Origin of the sequence: Bradyrhizobium tunisiense (assembly GCF_042263385.1) — a bacterium.
GTDB lineage: Bacteria > Pseudomonadota > Alphaproteobacteria > Rhizobiales > Xanthobacteraceae > Bradyrhizobium > Bradyrhizobium tunisiense.
Genome location: NZ_JBHLEV010000002.1, coordinates 604,365 through 620,669 on the forward strand (window position 1 = coordinate 604,365; position 16,305 = coordinate 620,669).

Here is a 16,305-nt window from a genome sequence, read left to right on the forward strand (position 1 = left end):
CGGAAATACGGTCGGCTCGGACAGCCGCTCTGGATCGTGCATTTTGAGGGTAACGCGAGGCGAGACACCGCATGTCGTCCTATTCTGATGATCTCCACCAGGCGGCGCTTGCCTATCACCGTCTGCCGCGCCCCGGAAAGCTCGAGATCCAGGCGAGCAAGCCGCTTGCCAACCAGCGCGACCTCGCGCTGGCCTATTCTCCGGGTGTCGCCGCCGCCTGCACCGAGATCGCCAAGAACCCGGCGGAAGCCGCCACCCTGACCACCCGCGCCAATCTGGTGGCCGTGGTCTCCAACGGTACCGCCGTGCTCGGCCTTGGCAATATCGGCCCGTTGGCTTCGAAGCCGGTGATGGAGGGCAAGGCCGTCCTGTTCAAGAAGTTCGCCGGCATCGACGTGTTCGACATCGAGATCGCCGCCGACACGATCGACCGCGTGGTCGAGACCGTGGCGGCGCTCGAGCCGACTTTCGGCGGCATCAATCTGGAGGACATCCGCGGACCGGAGTGCTTCGAGATCGAGACGCGCTTGAAGGAGCGCATGAAGATCCCGGTCTTCCACGACGACCAGCACGGCACCGCGATCATCGTCGCCGCCGCCATCACCAATGGTCTCAGGCTGAACGGCAAGAAGCTGTCGGACGTCAAGATCGTGGCGTCGGGGGCTGGGGCCGCCGCGATCGCGACGCTCAATCTCCTGGTGTCGATGGGCGCGCAGCGCAAGAACATCTGGGTCTGTGATATCGATGGGCTCGTGCACGAGGGCCGCAACACCTCGATGGACCGCTGGAAGGCGGTCTATGCGCAGAAGACCGACAAGCGTACGCTCGGCGATGTCATCGGCGGCGCCGACATTTTCATCGGCCTCTCGGCGCCGGGCGTTCTCAAGCCGGAGATGGCCAAGGCGATGGGTGACAAGCCCTTGATCATGGCGCTCGCGAACCCGACCCCCGAGATCATGCCGGAGGAAGCGCGCAAGGTGCGCCCCGACGCCATGATCTGCACTGGGCGCTCCGATTACCCGAACCAGGTCAACAACGTCCTGTGCTTTCCCTTCATCTTCCGCGGTGCGCTCGACGTCGGCGCCAGCGCCATCAACGAGGAGATGAAGCACGCCGCCGTCGAGGCCATCGCCCAGCTCGCGCGCGAGGCGCCGTCGGATGCCGTCGCACAAGGTTTCGACACCGGCGAGACGCAAGGCTTCGGTCCGGGCTCGCTGATCCCGAGCCCGTTCGATCCGCGCCTGATCCTGCGCATCGCGCCTGCCGTGGCGAAGGCGGCGATGGAATCCGGCGTCGCGACGCGGCCCATCACCAATTTCGACGAGTACACCGCGCTGCTCGAGCGCTTCGCCTTCCGTTCCGGCCTCGTCATGAAGCCGATGTTCGCCAAGGCCAAGACCCAGCCGGTGCGCGTGATCTACGCCGAAGGCGAGGACGAGCGCGTGCTGCGCGCCACGCAAGTGGTGCTGGAGGAGAAGCTGGCGCGGCCGATCCTGGTCGGCCGTCCTTCGGTGGTCGAGGCGCGCATCAAGCGTTTCGGCCTCTCGATCCGGGCCGGCAAGGATTTCGACCTCGTCAATCCCGAGGATGATCCGCGCTACCGCTCCTACGTGCAGTCCTATGTCGAGGTCGCCGGCCGCCGCGGCGTGACGCCGGATGCGGCGCGCACCGTGGTGCGCACCAACAACACGGTGATCGCCGCGCTCGGTGTCACGCGCGGCGAGGCGGACGCCATGCTCTGCGGCGTCGAGGGCCGCTACATGAGCCATCTGCGCCATGTGCGCGAGATCGTCGGCTTCTCGCCGGGAATCAGCGATTACGCGGCGCTGGCCCTGCTGATCACCAGCAAGGGCGCCTTCTTCATCGCCGACACCCAGGTTCGGCCCAATCCGAGCGCGGAGGAACTCGCCGAGATCGCATCGCTCGCCGCGGTCCACGTCCAGCGCTTCAACATCAAGCCGAAGATCGCCTTCGTCTCGCACTCGGATTTCGGCAGCTACGACACCGAATCCTCGCTCAAGATGCGGCGAGCGACGCAGTTGTTGAAGGACAAGCATCCGGAGATCGAGGCGGACGGCGAGATGCAGGGCGACACCGCGCTCTCCGCTGCTGCGCGAAAAATGGTGCTGCCGCACTCCCAGCTGGAGGGCGAGGCCAACATCCTGCTCATGCCGACGCTCGACACCGCCAACGTCGCCTATCAGATGATCAAGTCGTTGGCGGACGCGCTTCCCGTCGGCCCGATCCTCATCGGCCCTGCGCGCCCGGCGCATATCCTGACGCCGTCGGTGACGGCGCGCGGCATCCTCAACATGACGGCTGTCGCCGTGGTGGAAGCGCAGGAGCGCGCGGCGCGGCAGCAGCCGACGTTGTTTACATAGGGGCGGTGTCGCGCTCGCCCTCTTCCCTTGTGGGAGAGGGTGGCTCGCCGCGAAGCGGCGAGACGGGTGAGGGGTCTCTCTCCGCGAGCACCTCTCACAATTGGATTGGCGGATGGATACCCCTCATCCGGCGCTTCGCGCCACCTTCTTCCACAAGGGGGAAAGGGGGGCGTTCCACGTGGGACGTGTCTTGAATTCCTTTCAGTTTGCATTTCCCCGTTTGTAAACCGGAGCGCGACTCTTCATAATCGCGCCGAGCATCCCCACGCTCCGAGCTTGCCAAGAGGCCGATCATGCCAGCGTTCGTGACTTTCGGGCGAATCCTGTTCGCCGTGCTGTTCATCTACACGGGCGCTACCAAGCTCTTTGCCATCCAGGCGACGGCCGACTTCATCGCCACCAAGGTCGTGGTGCCCGAGGCGATCGCGCCTTACGCCCAGCAGGTCGAGGCCGCGACCGCGATGACCACGCCGCAACTGCTGGCGATTGCCGTCGGCGGGCTCGAGATCATCGCTGGCTTGATGATCGCGCTGAATTTCGGCGCGCGTTTTTTCGCGCTGTTGATGATCATCTATGTCGCGGTCGCGACCGTGTTGTTCTACGACTTCTGGAATATGGCGGCGCCCGACAACGCGAAGATGCTGGTCGATGCGCTCAAGAACCTGTCGATCATCGGCGCATTGTTCATGATCATGGGGTATGGGCGCACCACGCGTCCGGCCGAGGCGGCATACGGGGACGTGTAGCGCTACGCCCTGCGCCACGGCGTGACGGTGACGTCATGCGCCGCGTCGAGCACGTAGGGCGCATCCGGCTTCATCCCGTGTGAAGCCAGCACCTCGTGCGGAGTCTGCTGGGGCACGCCGACGAAACAGCCTTCGCCGCCGGGCAGGCGGACATGTGGGGCCTCCGACAGCCAGAACGTGTCGTAACGGTCCATGAATATGTCGAACACAACGGGGCCGCCGATGATGGCGACCATGCCGGAGGCGACATCGGCAAAGGCGCAGGCGTCCTCGAAGCTGGCGTGTTCCGGATTCCACAGTGTCGCGTTCGGCATCTCTGGATCGACGGTGAGCGCTTTGATCTTGCGCGTCAGGATCAGCCGCTTGCGCTTCGGCGAGTTCGGCTGCTGCTCATGCGAGTTGCGGCCATGCACGATCAGCGTGGCGCGATCGAGCGCCTGCTCGAAGAACAGCTTGTCACCGTCGAACTTCAGCCTGTCGGGCATGACGTGCCCGGCGTCGGCGAGCATGCCGTCCGCTGAGACGATGACGTAGCCTTCGATGCGGAAAGACAATGGCCGTCTATTCGGAAACGGTCGTCACCACGGAATTGACCGGGCGCTGACTCACAGTCGGCAGCTTGAGGTCCTTGACCAGCTCCTGGTCGTACTCAGGCAGGGTCGAGGCGGGAAACTTCGCGCGCATCGCCACCACCTTGTAGCCGCCGGCCTTCAGGCGCTTGAGCAGCTCGGGCAGGGCTTCCGCAGTGTGCTTCTGGAAGTCGTGCATCAGGACGATACCCTTGCCCTTGGTGTCGAGCTTCTTCATCACGGTCTCGACGATCTTCTCGGGTTTTGAGGCCTTGAAGTCGAAGGAGTCGATGTCGCAGGAGAAGATCCCGACGTTGCGGTTGCCGAGATAGGTGACCATCTCCGGCGGATGCTGGAGGGCGGGGAAGCGGAAGAACGGTGCCGGCGAGACACCGCCGAGCGCCCACTTCACTGCCGCAAAGCCCTTCTCGATCTCTTCCTTGCGCTGCGCCTCGGTGAACTTCTTGTTGTTGAGGTTGGCGTGCGACCAAGTGTGGGCGCCGACCGTATGGCCGGCCGCGTAGACCTGCTTCAGGATCTCCGGCTCGTAAGTCGCGTGCTTGCCGATGATGAAGAAGATGCCGGTGGTACATTCGTCCGCAAGTGCCTTGAGCACTGCGGGCGTGTTGCGGGGCCAGGGACCGTCGTCGAAGGTCAGGACCACCTCCTTGTCGCGCAGGAAGTCGAGCTCCTTGAAATGCTCGAAGCCAAAGCCGGGACCACCCGTGGTGTCGATCTCGACGGTGCGGGCGACACCGAGCGCGCCTGGCGTGTTGCAGGCTGCGCGGGCCGGCTGCGGCGCTTGCTTGGGCGGAGGCGGATTGACGAAGCCGGCTGGTGCGGCGGCTGCGGCGGGAGCGGCGGCCGGAACCGGGGCGGGCGTCGCCGCAGCTGGTGCTGGCGCGGGTGCGGCTTGCGTCGCCGCTGCGGGCTTTGCCGCCGGAGTCTGTGACCATGCTGCGCCGGACATCGCCAGAGATACCGCGCTCGCCAAAATCAGTCCTGCCGCCACGCGCATGGTGTTGTCCTCGAGATTGATCCCATTGTTCTGCCGTGGCTTTTCGCCTCCGGCAAGAACCCATCCTGCCCAAACGATCCTAGCCTAGATGGTGGGCCATCGCCATTGCAACGGCTGTTTGGCATCCCGCCCCAATTGTGCCCAACCGGATTGGGCGGCGTCAGCGTCAACTGTCTGCCAGCGCCTTGGCAACGGCAGTCTTGATCCGCGTGTCGGCCGGTTCGACCGCGGACGGAAAGACGTCGGCGATGTAACCGTCGCGGCCGATCAGGTATTTGTGGAAGTTCCAGCGCGGAACTTCCCTTGGTCGCGCCTCGGCGGCCCATTTGTAGAATGGATGCGCCTTCGCTCCGACCACGACGGCTTTCGCCGCGACCGGGAAGGTAACACCATATTGGTGGTGCGCGGTCTGAGTGATCTCGCTGCTGCCGCCGGGCTCCTGACCGCCGAAATCATTCGACGGCACGCCGATCACGGTGAGCCCGCGGGCGCGAAACTCGGTCCAGACCTCCTGCAATCCGGCATATTGCGGCGTGTAGCCACAAAGCGAGGCGGTGTTGACCACCAGCAGCGGTTTGCCGGTGAAAGCGGCCAGACGGATGTCGTCGCCCGACAAAGCGGGGAATGAGAAGGCATAGGCCGAGATCCGGCTCATGCCACCCTCGGCGAAAGCACGCGTGACCGGCACCAGCGTGCCGGCAAGCGCCATGGTGAGCATGGTCCTGCGATTCATCATGACGGCGTCCCCCGAAATGATCCGGAGCACATGTTACTCCGCCAGTGCGATCCACCTCGTCAACACCGCGTTATCTGGCGGGGCGAGCGGGCCTAATAGAGGCGCACTATGAAGTCGGTGCCTTCGCCGGTCTCGCCCTGGTTGATGCCCTGGTCGGAGATGATGATCGAGCCGCCAGTGGTCAGCATCTCGTTGATCTTCGCCATGGTGTCGGCGGGGATCGAGATGCGGTCGAGGGCTGCAGCCGGGCTGTCCGGCGTGACCACCGGCTTGGCAGTCACGGGCTTGGCGGCGACGGGGATCACGGCAGCGCCGCGCTGGCCGCGCGTGAGGCGGCCATCGTCCTCGCGTGCCGCGGAACGGGCGGAGACGGGCAGAGACACCACCGACCAACGCAGCGCATTGGTATCGATCTTGTCGAGTTCAGCGGTGAAGATATGCGTGCCGAGCGGCCGGTCGCTTGGGGCGATCGTGACCGGCACCTCGAACAGCGGCGCAAAATTCTGCCGCACGTAGAGCTTGGAATCCTTGCGGCTGATGAAGACGGCGATCTGGCCGGCCCGCTTGGGTGCCTCCGGCTTCGCGGCCGGCGCCGGCTCGGCCATGCGGCTCTCGTCCTTCTTCGCATCGGGCGGGGCGGCGAGCGCAGGTGCCGGTACATCTGGCGTCTTCGCGGAGCCCGCCGCTTCCGTCCTGATCGGCTCGGCCTTGTCGGCGGGCTTGTCCTCGTTGGCCGGCTTGGCGGCATCTGCCGACTGCGGCTTGGTCGCGTCGGTTGCCTCAGCCGTCCTGACCTTGTCGGCGGCTTCCTCGTGGGCGGCCGCATTCCCCGTGGTCACATCCGACATCACGGCATGGCCGACGGAGGTGCGTAGCTCGACCACGCTGTCGGCGCTGGCGGTCTTGGTTTCGACAGGCTTGATCTCGGTGGCTTTGGTTTGCGCGGCGCCCTTGTCTGCCTTGTCGCCCACATTGGTCTGCGGCTCTAGGTTGGCGACAGGCTGCGGCGGCACGCGCACGGAGGCGAGCAGGGGATGGGAGAAGCTGTGCGGCGTCACCTCGCCGGGTGCGACGATGACGCGCGCGCCCATCCTGGTCCAATTCCACATCTTCATCGCGAACGCCATCGGCATGCGGATGCAGCCATGCGAGGCCGGATAGCCTGGCAACGCGCCGGCATGCATGGCGACCCCGGACCAGGTGATCCGTTGCATGTACGGCATCGGCGCGCCGCTATAGATGTTGGAGCGGTGGAATTTGTGCTTCTGGATGACGCTGAACACACCCATCGGCGTCGAATGGCCCTTCATGCCTGTCGACACCGGAGATTCCGCAAACAGGCCTTTGGTGTCGTAGACCGTCACCTTCTGTCGGTCGATCGAGACGACGATGACCAATGGCCCTTGTGGCTTGGTGCCGGCTTCCTTCTCGGCGACAGCGTCTTTCTTGCCGGCCGCGCCACGCTTCTGGGGCTTCTGGCGCTGTATCTCGGGATGCCGGCTCTGCCGGGCGTAATAGGATCCGTCGGAATAATCCGTCCAATAATAATAGGCCGCGTCTGCCTGGCTGGTCGCGCCGATTGCACCCGCCGCCGTCAAGATGGCGACCTGCCAAAGCCGCGCCGGCTTGGCAGAAAAACCCGACCCGTTCACGCTGAACATCCTCGAATCCATAATCCAAATCAGACGTTAGTCTCGCAAAGGGGATACGCGTTCACCAGCAGCGCGGTTCTGCCGTCAGCTACTTTTGTTCAAGACGTAGCAAAAAAGCCTCACAGAGCGGTAAACAGCGGCCACCGCCGGCTGCCTGTCGTCTTCCTGTCGGGCGGACGCGTTCCTACATTGCACGGACTTGTTACCGGAGAACTTCATGTCATCTCGTTTCCCTGGTCTTGCCGGCATCCGCTTGAAAGGGCTTGCCTTATTCCTCCTGGCCTTGGCTGTGCCGGCGGCGTCCGTCCAAGCTGCCGACGAGCCCGATCTGATCTTCCGCCGCTCCACCGTTTTCAAATGGATGAGCCCGAACGACAAGCTTGCGACCTATGGTCTCGACGATCCCGAAGTCGAGGGCGTCGCCTGTCATTTCACGGTGCCGGAGAAGGGAGGCTTCAAGGGTTGGCTGGGCCTTGCCGAGGAGGTCTCGGACATCTCACTGGCCTGCCGCCAGGTCGGCCCGATCAAGTTCAAGAACAAGATGGAGCAGGGCGACGACATGTTCCGTCAGCGCCGTTCGCTGTTCTTCAAGAAGATGCAGATTGTCCGCGGCTGCGACGCCAAGCGCAACGTGCTGGTCTACATGGTCTATTCGGACAGGCTGATCGAAGGCTCGCCGAAGAACTCGACCTCGACCGTGCCGATCATGCCGTGGGGACCGGCGGACGCAAACGTCCAGAAGTGCGGCGAGTTCTTCACGCACTGACGCGCTTTCGCCAGTGATAGAGGCGCGGCTGGCCTAGGGTTTGACGAGATGCGAGCCGGTCAGCCGCACGAATGCCTGTGGCGCGGCCTCAAAGCCGCGGCCAGATTGCAGCGACATCGCGCCGGCTGAGGCGACGCGACTGGGTCGTCGATCTCCGCTCTCCGTCCGTTGGTCCGCCTCGCGCGGCGTTGCGCGATCTTGCGCCACCATAATGGCCATCCTCAAGTCAACGCGCCCGGTGCTCCGGGCGTCCAGGTTTCGATGGCTTGGGTCGCAGCGAACGCGCCCCCGGTTCGATAAGACCCAGCCTTCGTTTGCCAGCCTCTTCAGCAGAAAAACGTAAAATGCGTGTGAAGCGCGTGAGGCGGGAGCATGACGGCGGCTGCGTCGGGTGTGTTCGCGTACCGGTGCCGGAACTTGGCAGGCCACCTTGATCTCCGGCGAGACCTTCCTGAAATGATTGGTATTTTCGGAGAATTGTGTCGTCGGCTAGGACCGGACGAAACAATTCTCACGCAAGATGAAACCATTTTGCGCGTTTGGCGCATCACGGGCGAAACCGCCCATGGTTATCAGCTTCACAACGACGAACGGCGCACCGCCGGCCACGGAATTCGGAGACAAGACCATGCGCACGCTCAGCTTCATCCTTGCTTTCGCTTTCGTGGTTGCGGGTTCCTCGTTCGCGGGCTCGCCGGACGGCAATCTGCCCGGCGTCGGCACCTTCCAGTACAGCGGCTCGCCGGTCATCACCGCGACGTCGCAGCCGATCGTGGTTGCAGCGCGCTTCTGATCGACAACAAGAGATTCAGCCGATAAAGGCCTTCATGATCGTCCGATTTTGCGCCGCTGTATTCGTCTCTGTTCTCGCGATCACTGCCGCTCAGGCGCAGGTGCGCGCGCCCACGAGGTTGCCGGATCCCCGCAGCGAATTCGTGCGCCAGTGCGCGCCGCACATGACCGGGCGCTGGGAGCACCCGGAGCAAGTCTGCGGCTGCTTGCACGATCACGCCGCGGCCGCCGTCGAGGACCGCGACCTGCGCGAAGCGCTGTTGCGTGGCATCAGCGAGACCGGTGTGCCCACCATCGAAACCGACTGGGTTCCGGTCTCAAAGCAGGGCGAGATTGGCCCGACCTTCACGAAGATCGCCAAGCCGACCTTGCAGTGCATGTTCGATCCAGCGAAGTAGCTTCTCAGGCCATCATTTTATTTTCGGCCCGTGCCGCGGCACGCAGGAGCTCGTGCGCGAGACGCCCTTGTCGGTCATCCTTGCGCCGCGCACTTCCCTGACTTGTCCCGCGGGACAGGTTCCGTCATCCACCAGCACGCGCTGGCCGAGCTTCAGATCCACGATGTCCTGCTCACGCCCGATGGTGGCGGCGCGCGCCGTCGAGGCGAGCGCGAGGGAAACCAGGAGCGAGAGGCAGGTCGCGCGGCGGAGTGACATCATGAAGGCTCCCGAAAGCTGCGAGGCAATGTAGGGAGCGGTCAGCGATTCTGATAGTGAAGCTTGGTTATGCCGGCCGAACCGACCTGCTTTTCGCGCGCAGGGCCGACCCTGATTCCCGCGCGAGCCGTTCGGCAGATGCCACGAGCTGTGGAACTGCATGCCCTGAAAATCCCAGCACGAAGCCTGGCAGAGGGCGCGCGCGCGAATAGGTATCCGCCAACAGCCAGCCTTCCGCGCCGGCGGCCTGCTTTGCCCGCGCGGCCACCGACAGGTCGACCGAGGGATCGAACCGGGCGACCAGATGCAGGCCTTGTGACGGCACCGGCACCGATAGCGCGCCATCGGATGCGGCTTCCAGTGTTTCGGCCAGCACGTCCCGCGCCTCTCGGTAGAGCTTGCGGACGCGCTTGAGGTTTGCGGCGAACGCGCCCGAATTGAGCATGTCGGCCACCGCGCCTTCCATCAGCGTTCCGGGGAAGCGGTCGAGCGCCGCGCGCGCGGCCGTTACGTCCGTGATCAGGCGTTCGGGCAGAGCGCAATAACCGATGCGCAGACCTGGAAACAGCGTCTTGGCAAAGGTGCCCAGGTAGATCACGCGCTGGAGACGATCAATGCCGGCGAGCGACATCAGCGGTGCGCCGTCGTAGCGAAACTCGCTGTCGTAGTCGTCCTCCAGCACGAAAGCACCGGCTTGCCTGGCCCAGTCCAGCAGCTCGAGCCGCCGCGGCATCGACATCTGCACGCCCAGCGGAAACTGGTGCGACGGCGTGACATAGGCTGCTCGCGCCGACGGCGCTGCGGCGCGGCCCTTGGCGACGCGCATGCCGTGCACATCGACGGGAATGGGCACGGCGCGATAGCCGCAATGCGCGACAGTGTTGCGCGCGGCGGGATAGCCGGGGTCCTCGCACCAGACCTGGTCGCCCGCTTTGAGGATCGCGCTCAGCACGATGCGCAGGGCGTGCAGGGTGCCCGACGTCAGCATGATCTGGTCGGGATCGCAGCGCAGCCCGCGCGCCGACAACAAATGATCGGCGATTGCCTCGCGCAGCTCACGGCTGCCGCGTGGATCGCCATAGTGAAGGTGCTCGGCGCCGAAGGCGCGCATGCGGCGACCGACGAAGGCGCGGAAGCGCTGCACCGCGCGTTCGTCGACATGCGTGCAGCCGAGTGCGAACGCGCCTTGCCCGGGCGTTGCGACAGCCGCCCTCGGCCTGGTCGGCTCGGCCGCACGCGCGGGGATGCGCGCGGCGACGAACGTTCCGGAGCCAACGGTGGCCTCGGCAAAGCCATCGGCGATCAGGCGCTCATAGGCGGCGACGACGGCATTGCGCCGAAAGCCGGTCTGCCTGGCCAGCGTGCGTGACGGCGGCAGCGCCTCGCCGGGCTTGACGAGGCCGGAGACGATCATCTCGCACAGCGCCTGATAGAGCCGGTGCGCGGCGGAGGCGCCCGGCGTGACGTGCGGGCCGGCGAGGTCGAGCGGCAGCTCGGTCCTGGCCGGAGAGGGGAGCGAATTGGTCGGAATTTTTTGCATGGAATTGGAACTATCGCAGACCAAATGCTCCGCTACAACTGCTCCCAGAGTCTTTCAATCCGAGCAGGAGCCGTCGTGAGCCAGACCGAGACCCCGAATTCCTATCCGACATCGGCGCGCAACCAGGTGAAGCGCCGTCACGACCGCGGCTTCTATGATCACGAAACCGTCCATCGCATCCTGGATTCCTCGATGCTCTGCCACGTCTCCTACGCCATTGACGGCCAGCCCTATTGCACGCCGACCTTCTTCTGGCGCGAGGGCACGAAGCTGTACTGGCACGGCTCGAGCGCCAGCCGGATGCTCCGCAATCAGACCAAAGGCGAGCGCGTGTGTCTCACGGTCGCCCATCTCGACAGCCTCGTGCTGGCGCGCTGCGGATTCAACCACTCCGCCGACTACCGGGCGGTGATGGCGTTCGGCACCGCCTATCTCGTCACCGATCCCGCGGAGAAGGAACGCGCGGTCATCGCGATGGTCGACCGCTTCTTCCCGGACCGCACCGCCGGCCTCAGGGCGAGTACCACGCAGGAGATCAAGGCGACGTCCTTCATTGCCATGGAGATCGAGGAAGCCTCGGCCAAGATCCGCGCCAAGGGCGTCGCTGACGACGACGAGGACTATGCCTTGCCGATCTATGCCGAACGCATCCCGGTGCGCACCGTGATCGGCACGCCGGAACCGTGCCCGCGCCTGCTCGACGACGTCACGCGCCCGGCGACATTGAGTGGCTATTCCGAGGGCCGGCTGCTCGAAGATGCATTGCGGGATGCTTATTTTGTGGAGTACCCGAACGGCTGAAATCGGCTAGTTTGCGCACTCCTTGGGACCATTGGAATGCCTGGAGTTGCCTGATGAATGCCGAAATGCAGCAGAGGATTCTCGACGCCGTCGACGTCGGCTTCGAAGCCCAGCTTGCCACCACACGCGATTTCGTCGCGATCCCTTCGACACGAGGGGCGGAGGGGCCGTGCCAGGACATGATAGGCGACCTCCTGCGCGAGCGTGGCTATGAGGTCGACGATTGGCACATCAACGTCGACGACCTCAAGGATCTGCGCGGCTTCGGCCCGATCGAGCATGATTTCTCCAGGGCGCGCTCGGTGGTGGGGACCTACCGCCCGCAAACGAACGGCGGCAAATCGCTGATCCTCCAGGGGCACTGCGATGTAGTGCCGGCCGGGCCGCTGGAATTATGGGACACGCCGCCGTTTTCGCCCGTCGTCAAGGACGGCAAGATGTTCGGCCGCGGCGCGTGCGACATGAAGTCGGGGACCATCGGCGCGCTCTATGCGCTGGACGCAATCAAGGCTGCGGGCTTCAAGCCGACGGCGCGGATCCATTTTCAATCCGTGATCGAGGAAGAGAGCACCGGCGTCGGTGCGCTTTCGACGCTGCAGCGCGGCTACCGTGCCGAGGCCTGCTTCATTCCGGAGCCGACCGGCGGCAAGATGGTGCGCTCGCAGGTCGGCGTGATCTGGTTCCGCCTGCGCGTGAAGGGCCATCCGACTCACGTGGCCTTCGCCGGCTCCGGGGCGAATGCGATCATGGCGGCGTACCATTTGATCCAGGCGCTGCAAAAACTCGAGATCGAATGGAACGAGCGTGCGAAAGCCGATCGGCACTTCAAGACATTGAACCATCCGATCAACTTTAACCCCGGCATCATCAAGGGTGGCGACTGGGCTTCCAGCGTGCCGGCCTGGTGCGACGTCGATTGCCGGATCGCGGTGCTACCGGGATGGTCGATCGCCGATCACCAGAAGGAAATCACGGCCTGCGTCGCCGCTGCGGCGCGCAACCACCGTTTCCTCGCCAACAATCCACCTGAGATCGTGTGGTCGGGCTTCCTGTCGGAAGGCTATGAGCTGACCGACGCTGCCGCGCCGGAGGCCGCGTTCGCCAGCGCGTTCGGCAAGGTCTACGGCGGCGTGCCGGAGGATCTCGTCTTCACCGCGCTCACCGACACCCGTTTCTACGGCCTCAACGAGGGCATCCCAAGCTTGTGCTTCGGCGCCAGCGGCGGCGAAATGCACGGCTTCAACGAATTCGTCGAGCTGGAGTCGCTCAAGAAGACGACCAAGGCGATGGCGCTGTTCATCGCGGAGTGGTGCGGCGTGGAGAAGGCGTAGCGAGCAAGATCTCGCGGTGCCCCAGGGTGGGCAAAGGCGCGAAGCAACACGCCCACCCATTTTCTCCGCCATGGCCAAATGCGTGGGCACGCTCCGTTTTGCCCACCCTGCGGCACCTCGGCCGAAGCGCCCGGTGCGCAAATCATCGGCCTCTCCAAATCCTTTAAGCTTAAAATAAAGACTAGGATGCCGCCCGCGCCGGTGGCAGACTGGCGGCCGGTTCGGTGGACGAGTGGAGTCACAATGCGCGATTGGGATGATGCTTATGCCAATTCGGCCCACATCCCGGGCTCGGACAAGATGCCAGGACTGTGGACGGAGCGAGCCGCGGCCTATCGTGCCGGGCTGAAGGATTTTCGTGCCGACATCGCCTATGGCCCGGGCGAACGCCAGCGCCTCGACCTGATCCTGCCTGACGGTGACAGCAAGGGTCTCGTCGTCTTCGTGCATGGCGGCTATTGGATGCGGTTCGACAAGTCGACATGGACCGATCTTGCCGAAGGTGCGCGCCAACACGGCTGGACGGTGGCGTTGCCGAGTTACACGTTGACGCCGGCTGCGAGCATCTGCGACATCACCGCCGAGATCACTGGCGCGATCGGCAAGGCGGCTTCGCTCGTCGCAGGGCCGATCCGGCTCGCCGGCCATTCCGCCGGCGGCCACCTCGTCACGCGCATGCTGTGTGACGACAGCCGGCTCGAGCCTGCCGTCTTCAACCGTATCGCAGGCACGCTCTCGATCAGCGGCCTGCACGACCTTCGTCCGCTGCTCAAGACGAAGATGAACGAGACGCTCGGCATGACGATGGAGGAGGCGACGCTGGAAAGCGCCGCGCTGCATCTGCCGCGCGGGCATTCGCCTGTCACCGCCTGGGTCGGTGGCGGCGAGCGGCCCGAATTCATCCGCCAGTCCGATCTGATGGCAAATATCTGGATCGGATTCGACGTGCCGACCGGCCTCGTCGTCGATCCCGGGCTGAACCATTTTACCGTGATCGACGGACTGAAGGATCCGTCGTCGCCGATCACCGCGCGCCTGATCGGCCTCGACTGAGCAACGCCGGGGACGATCATTCGAAAGGGCCTGCCCATGACGTCCAGCGATTACGATCCCACGAGCGAAGGCGCCGAGACCGATTTCGCCCGGCGCATGTCCTATGGCGACTATTTGGCGCTGGATGCGATCCTCGGCGCGCAGCATCCGCTCTCCGAAGCGCATGACGAGATGCTGTTCATCATCCAGCATCAGACCACGGAGCTGTGGATGCGCCTTGCCATCCACGAGCTCAGCGCCGCGCGCCGCGCCATCGCCAGCGACGAGGTGCAGCCTGCCATGAAGATGCTGGCGCGGATGTCGCGGATCTTCGAGCAGCTCAACAATGCCTGGGACGTGCTGCGCACGATGACGCCGAGCGAGTATACGCGCTTCCGCTCGCAGCTCGGACAATCCTCGGGCTTTCAGTCGCGGCAATACCGGCTGATCGAATTCCTGCTCGGCAACCGCAACAGCGCCATGCTCAAGCCGCACGCGCACGATGTGGAGACGACGAAGCTGCTCGAAGCCGAGCTCGCGACGCCCAGCCTCTATGACGAAGTGCTGCGGCTCGCCGACCGCAACGGACTCGAGATGCCGGCCGCGGTGTTGGCGCGCGATGTCCGCGAGACCCACAGCTTCAACGAAGGCGTTCTGCAGGCCTGGCGCGTCGTCTACGAGGCACCGGAGAAGCATTGGATGCTCTACGAGCTCGCCGAAAAACTGGTCGACTTCGAGGATTACTTCCGCCGCTGGCGCTTCAATCACGTGACGACGGTCGAGCGCGTCATCGGCTTCAAGCGCGGAACCGGCGGTACCGGCGGCGTCAGTTATCTCAAACGCATGCTGGAGGTGGAGCTGTTCCCCGAGCTCTGGCGCGTGCGGACAATTCTGTAGAAATGCCCAAGAAATATCCATGACCAAATATCGCGTCTATGACGACACCAAGGTTCTGTTCCACTTGCCCGATGGCGTGATCTATCTCGACGGCAACTCGCTTGGCGCGCTGCCATCCGGCGTTGCCGAGCGCGTCAACCGCGTCATTACGACGGAGTGGGGCGATGAGCTGATCCGCGCCTGGAACACCGCAGGCTGGTACGCCCAGCCGCGCCATGTCGGCGATCGCATCGCGCGGCTGATCGGCGCGGAAGCCGGCTCGGTGATGGTCGGAGACACGTTGTCGCTCAAGGTCTATCAGGCGCTCGCCGCCGCGCTCGACATGAATGCGTCGCGAAAGATCGTCCTGTCGGACACGGGCAACTTCCCGACCGACCTCTACATGGCCGAAGGCCTGATCGCCACGCTCGGGCGCGGCCATGAATTGCGTCTGGTCGCGCCGGAGGAGATCGAATCCGCGCTGTCGGAGGAGGTGGCGGTGCTCTACATCACCGAGGTCGACTACCGCACCGGCCGCCGCCACGACATGGCGCATCTGACTGCGAAAGCGCATGCACTCGGCATCGTTACGGTCTGGGATCTCGCGCATTCGGCCGGCGCGTTGCCGGTCGATCTCGCCGGGAGCGGCGCCGATTTCGCTGCGGGGTGCACCTACAAATACATCAATGCCGGCCCGGGCTCGCCGGCCTTCCTCTACGTCGCACCGCGACACGCCGACAGCGCGCGCGCTGCGCTGTCGGGGTGGATGGGCCACGCCAAACCCTTCGCATTCGAGCTTGCCTATGCGGCCGCAGGTGGCGTCGAGCGAATGCGGGTCGGCACGCCGCCGGTGCTGGCGATGGCGGCGCTGGAGGCCTCGCTCGACATCTGGGACCGTGTCGACATCGCGGAGGTGCGTGCGCGCTCGCTGGCGCTCGGCGATCTTCTCATTGCGGAGGTCGAACGCCGTTGCCCGCAACTCGAGCTCGTCACCCCGCGCGCGCACGATCGCCGCGGCTCGCAGGTCTCCTTCGCCTTCGGCGGCGGCTACGCCGCCATGCAGGCGCTGATCGCCCGCGGCCTCATCGGCGATTTTCGCGCGCCCGACATCATGAGATTCGGGATCACGCCGCTGTATATCGGTGAGAGCGAGATCATCCGTGCCGCCGAGATCATCGAGGAGGTGATCGCAGGCGAGGTGTGGCGACGGCCGGAATATCAGGTCGTGAATGCGGTGACGTGAAAATCCATCACCGTCACCCTGAGGCGTGAGCCCGGTGGCGCCGATGCGCCGCTGAGGAGCTCGACGGGCGACGGCCCGGCTGCATCGCGGCCGTTCATCCTTCGAGGCCTTCTGTACGGCGTGCGCATCGCGCAGCTCGCGCCTCAGGATGACGGAACCGGGAGGG

At 64.8% G+C, this 16,305-nt stretch carries 16 protein-coding genes; 10 read left to right on the forward strand and 6 right to left on the reverse strand.

Going from position 1 to position 16,305, the window contains the following annotated elements:
* The first annotated feature begins 71 nt into the window (after window positions 1-71).
* Window positions 72-2,381 (forward strand): NADP-dependent malic enzyme, encoded by a 2,310-nt coding sequence (locus ACFDR6_RS10195; RefSeq protein ID WP_212086075.1) that lies wholly within the window; start codon window positions 72-74, stop codon window positions 2,379-2,381.
* A gap of 293 nt (window positions 2,382-2,674) precedes the next feature.
* Window positions 2,675-3,127 carry a DoxX family protein gene (locus ACFDR6_RS10200; protein ID WP_317239744.1) on the forward strand — a complete coding sequence of 151 codons (453 nt, stop codon included), beginning with the start codon at window positions 2,675-2,677 and terminating at the stop codon, window positions 3,125-3,127.
* Window positions 3,128-3,129: 2 nt separating this feature from the next.
* On the opposite strand, the gene ACFDR6_RS10205 is transcribed toward ACFDR6_RS10200, so the two are convergent.
* From ACFDR6_RS10205 to ACFDR6_RS10220, 4 genes are all read right to left on the reverse strand, one after another.
* Window positions 3,130-3,681, reverse strand: a complete 552-nt coding sequence (locus ACFDR6_RS10205) for a dihydrofolate reductase (RefSeq protein ID WP_375858184.1) — start codon at window positions 3,679-3,681, stop codon at window positions 3,130-3,132.
* 7 nt (window positions 3,682-3,688) lie between these two features.
* Complete coding sequence (locus ACFDR6_RS10210; RefSeq protein WP_212086059.1) at window positions 3,689-4,714, reverse strand: polysaccharide deacetylase family protein; 1,026 nt, start codon at window positions 4,712-4,714, stop codon at window positions 3,689-3,691.
* 166 nt (window positions 4,715-4,880) lie between these two features.
* A complete protein-coding gene (locus ACFDR6_RS10215) occupies window positions 4,881-5,450 on the reverse strand; it encodes a glutathione peroxidase (protein WP_375858185.1) in 570 nt (189 codons plus the stop codon).
* 92 nt (window positions 5,451-5,542) lie between these two features.
* Window positions 5,543-7,111: a L,D-transpeptidase gene (locus ACFDR6_RS10220; RefSeq protein WP_375858186.1), complete on the reverse strand. Its 1,569-nt coding sequence runs from the start codon at window positions 7,109-7,111 to the stop codon at window positions 5,543-5,545.
* A gap of 208 nt (window positions 7,112-7,319) precedes the next feature.
* Between ACFDR6_RS10220 and ACFDR6_RS10225 the strand changes: the two genes are divergently transcribed.
* From ACFDR6_RS10225 to ACFDR6_RS10235, 3 genes are all read left to right on the forward strand, one after another.
* On the forward strand, window positions 7,320-7,868 hold the full coding sequence (locus ACFDR6_RS10225) for a CreA family protein (RefSeq protein WP_212086051.1): 549 nt from the start codon (window positions 7,320-7,322) through the stop codon (window positions 7,866-7,868).
* A gap of 628 nt (window positions 7,869-8,496) precedes the next feature.
* The gene (locus tag ACFDR6_RS10230) at window positions 8,497-8,661 is read left to right on the forward strand and encodes a hypothetical protein (RefSeq protein ID WP_375858187.1); all 165 of its coding nucleotides are present in this window, start codon (window positions 8,497-8,499) and stop codon (window positions 8,659-8,661) included.
* A 34-nt stretch (window positions 8,662-8,695) separates the two neighbouring features.
* Window positions 8,696-9,058 carry a hypothetical protein gene (locus tag ACFDR6_RS10235; RefSeq protein ID WP_375858188.1) on the forward strand — a complete coding sequence of 121 codons (363 nt, stop codon included), beginning with the start codon at window positions 8,696-8,698 and terminating at the stop codon, window positions 9,056-9,058.
* 12 nt (window positions 9,059-9,070) lie between these two features.
* On the opposite strand, the gene ACFDR6_RS10240 is transcribed toward ACFDR6_RS10235, so the two are convergent.
* Both ACFDR6_RS10240 and pdxR read right to left on the reverse strand, forming a co-directional pair.
* Window positions 9,071-9,316: a DUF6719 family protein gene (locus ACFDR6_RS10240; protein ID WP_375858556.1), complete on the reverse strand. Its 246-nt coding sequence runs from the start codon at window positions 9,314-9,316 to the stop codon at window positions 9,071-9,073.
* 67 nt (window positions 9,317-9,383) lie between these two features.
* On the reverse strand, window positions 9,384-10,856 hold the full coding sequence (gene pdxR / locus ACFDR6_RS10245; protein ID WP_375858189.1) for a MocR-like pyridoxine biosynthesis transcription factor PdxR: 1,473 nt from the start codon (window positions 10,854-10,856) through the stop codon (window positions 9,384-9,386).
* 75 nt (window positions 10,857-10,931) lie between these two features.
* On the opposite strand from pdxR, the gene ACFDR6_RS10250 reads away from it, so the two are divergent.
* The 5 genes from ACFDR6_RS10250 (at window position 10,932) to kynU (ending at window position 16,139) form a co-directional block, all read left to right on the forward strand.
* Window positions 10,932-11,657, forward strand: coding sequence for a pyridoxamine 5'-phosphate oxidase family protein (locus ACFDR6_RS10250; RefSeq protein WP_375858190.1), 726 nt, complete (start codon window positions 10,932-10,934; stop codon window positions 11,655-11,657).
* 53 nt (window positions 11,658-11,710) lie between these two features.
* Window positions 11,711-12,988: an ArgE/DapE family deacylase gene (locus tag ACFDR6_RS10255; protein WP_375858191.1), complete on the forward strand. Its 1,278-nt coding sequence runs from the start codon at window positions 11,711-11,713 to the stop codon at window positions 12,986-12,988.
* Window positions 12,989-13,231: 243 nt separating this feature from the next.
* Window positions 13,232-14,041, forward strand: a complete 810-nt coding sequence (locus tag ACFDR6_RS10260) for a hormone-sensitive lipase (protein ID WP_375858192.1) — start codon at window positions 13,232-13,234, stop codon at window positions 14,039-14,041.
* Window positions 14,042-14,077: 36 nt separating this feature from the next.
* Window positions 14,078-14,917 (forward strand): tryptophan 2,3-dioxygenase, encoded by an 840-nt coding sequence (kynA, locus tag ACFDR6_RS10265; protein ID WP_212086020.1) that lies wholly within the window; start codon window positions 14,078-14,080, stop codon window positions 14,915-14,917.
* 19 nt (window positions 14,918-14,936) lie between these two features.
* Window positions 14,937-16,139, forward strand: coding sequence for a kynureninase (gene kynU / locus ACFDR6_RS10270; protein WP_375858193.1), 1,203 nt, complete (start codon window positions 14,937-14,939; stop codon window positions 16,137-16,139).
* Window positions 16,140-16,305: the final 166 nt, after the last annotated feature.

Coding starts and splice junctions, on each gene's coding strand:
- ACFDR6_RS10195 (WP_212086075.1), top strand. CDS start 72: ATGTCGTCCTATTCTGATGATCTCCACCAGGCGGCGCTTGCCTATCAC.
- ACFDR6_RS10200 (WP_317239744.1), top strand. CDS start 2,675: ATGCCAGCGTTCGTGACTTTCGGGCGAATCCTGTTCGCCGTGCTGTTC.
- ACFDR6_RS10210 (WP_212086059.1), bottom strand. CDS start 4,714: ATGCGCGTGGCGGCAGGACTGATTTTGGCGAGCGCGGTATCTCTGGCG.
- ACFDR6_RS10215 (WP_375858185.1), bottom strand. CDS start 5,450: ATGATGAATCGCAGGACCATGCTCACCATGGCGCTTGCCGGCACGCTG.
- ACFDR6_RS10220 (WP_375858186.1), bottom strand. CDS start 7,111: ATGTTCAGCGTGAACGGGTCGGGTTTTTCTGCCAAGCCGGCGCGGCTT.
- ACFDR6_RS10225 (WP_212086051.1), top strand. CDS start 7,320: ATGTCATCTCGTTTCCCTGGTCTTGCCGGCATCCGCTTGAAAGGGCTT.
- ACFDR6_RS10230 (WP_375858187.1), top strand. CDS start 8,497: ATGCGCACGCTCAGCTTCATCCTTGCTTTCGCTTTCGTGGTTGCGGGT.
- ACFDR6_RS10235 (WP_375858188.1), top strand. CDS start 8,696: ATGATCGTCCGATTTTGCGCCGCTGTATTCGTCTCTGTTCTCGCGATC.
- ACFDR6_RS10240 (WP_375858556.1), bottom strand. CDS start 9,316: ATGTCACTCCGCCGCGCGACCTGCCTCTCGCTCCTGGTTTCCCTCGCG.
- pdxR (WP_375858189.1), bottom strand. CDS start 10,856: ATGCAAAAAATTCCGACCAATTCGCTCCCCTCTCCGGCCAGGACCGAG.
- ACFDR6_RS10255 (WP_375858191.1), top strand. CDS start 11,711: ATGAATGCCGAAATGCAGCAGAGGATTCTCGACGCCGTCGACGTCGGC.
- ACFDR6_RS10260 (WP_375858192.1), top strand. CDS start 13,232: ATGCGCGATTGGGATGATGCTTATGCCAATTCGGCCCACATCCCGGGC.
- kynA (WP_212086020.1), top strand. CDS start 14,078: ATGACGTCCAGCGATTACGATCCCACGAGCGAAGGCGCCGAGACCGAT.
- kynU (WP_375858193.1), top strand. CDS start 14,937: ATGACCAAATATCGCGTCTATGACGACACCAAGGTTCTGTTCCACTTG.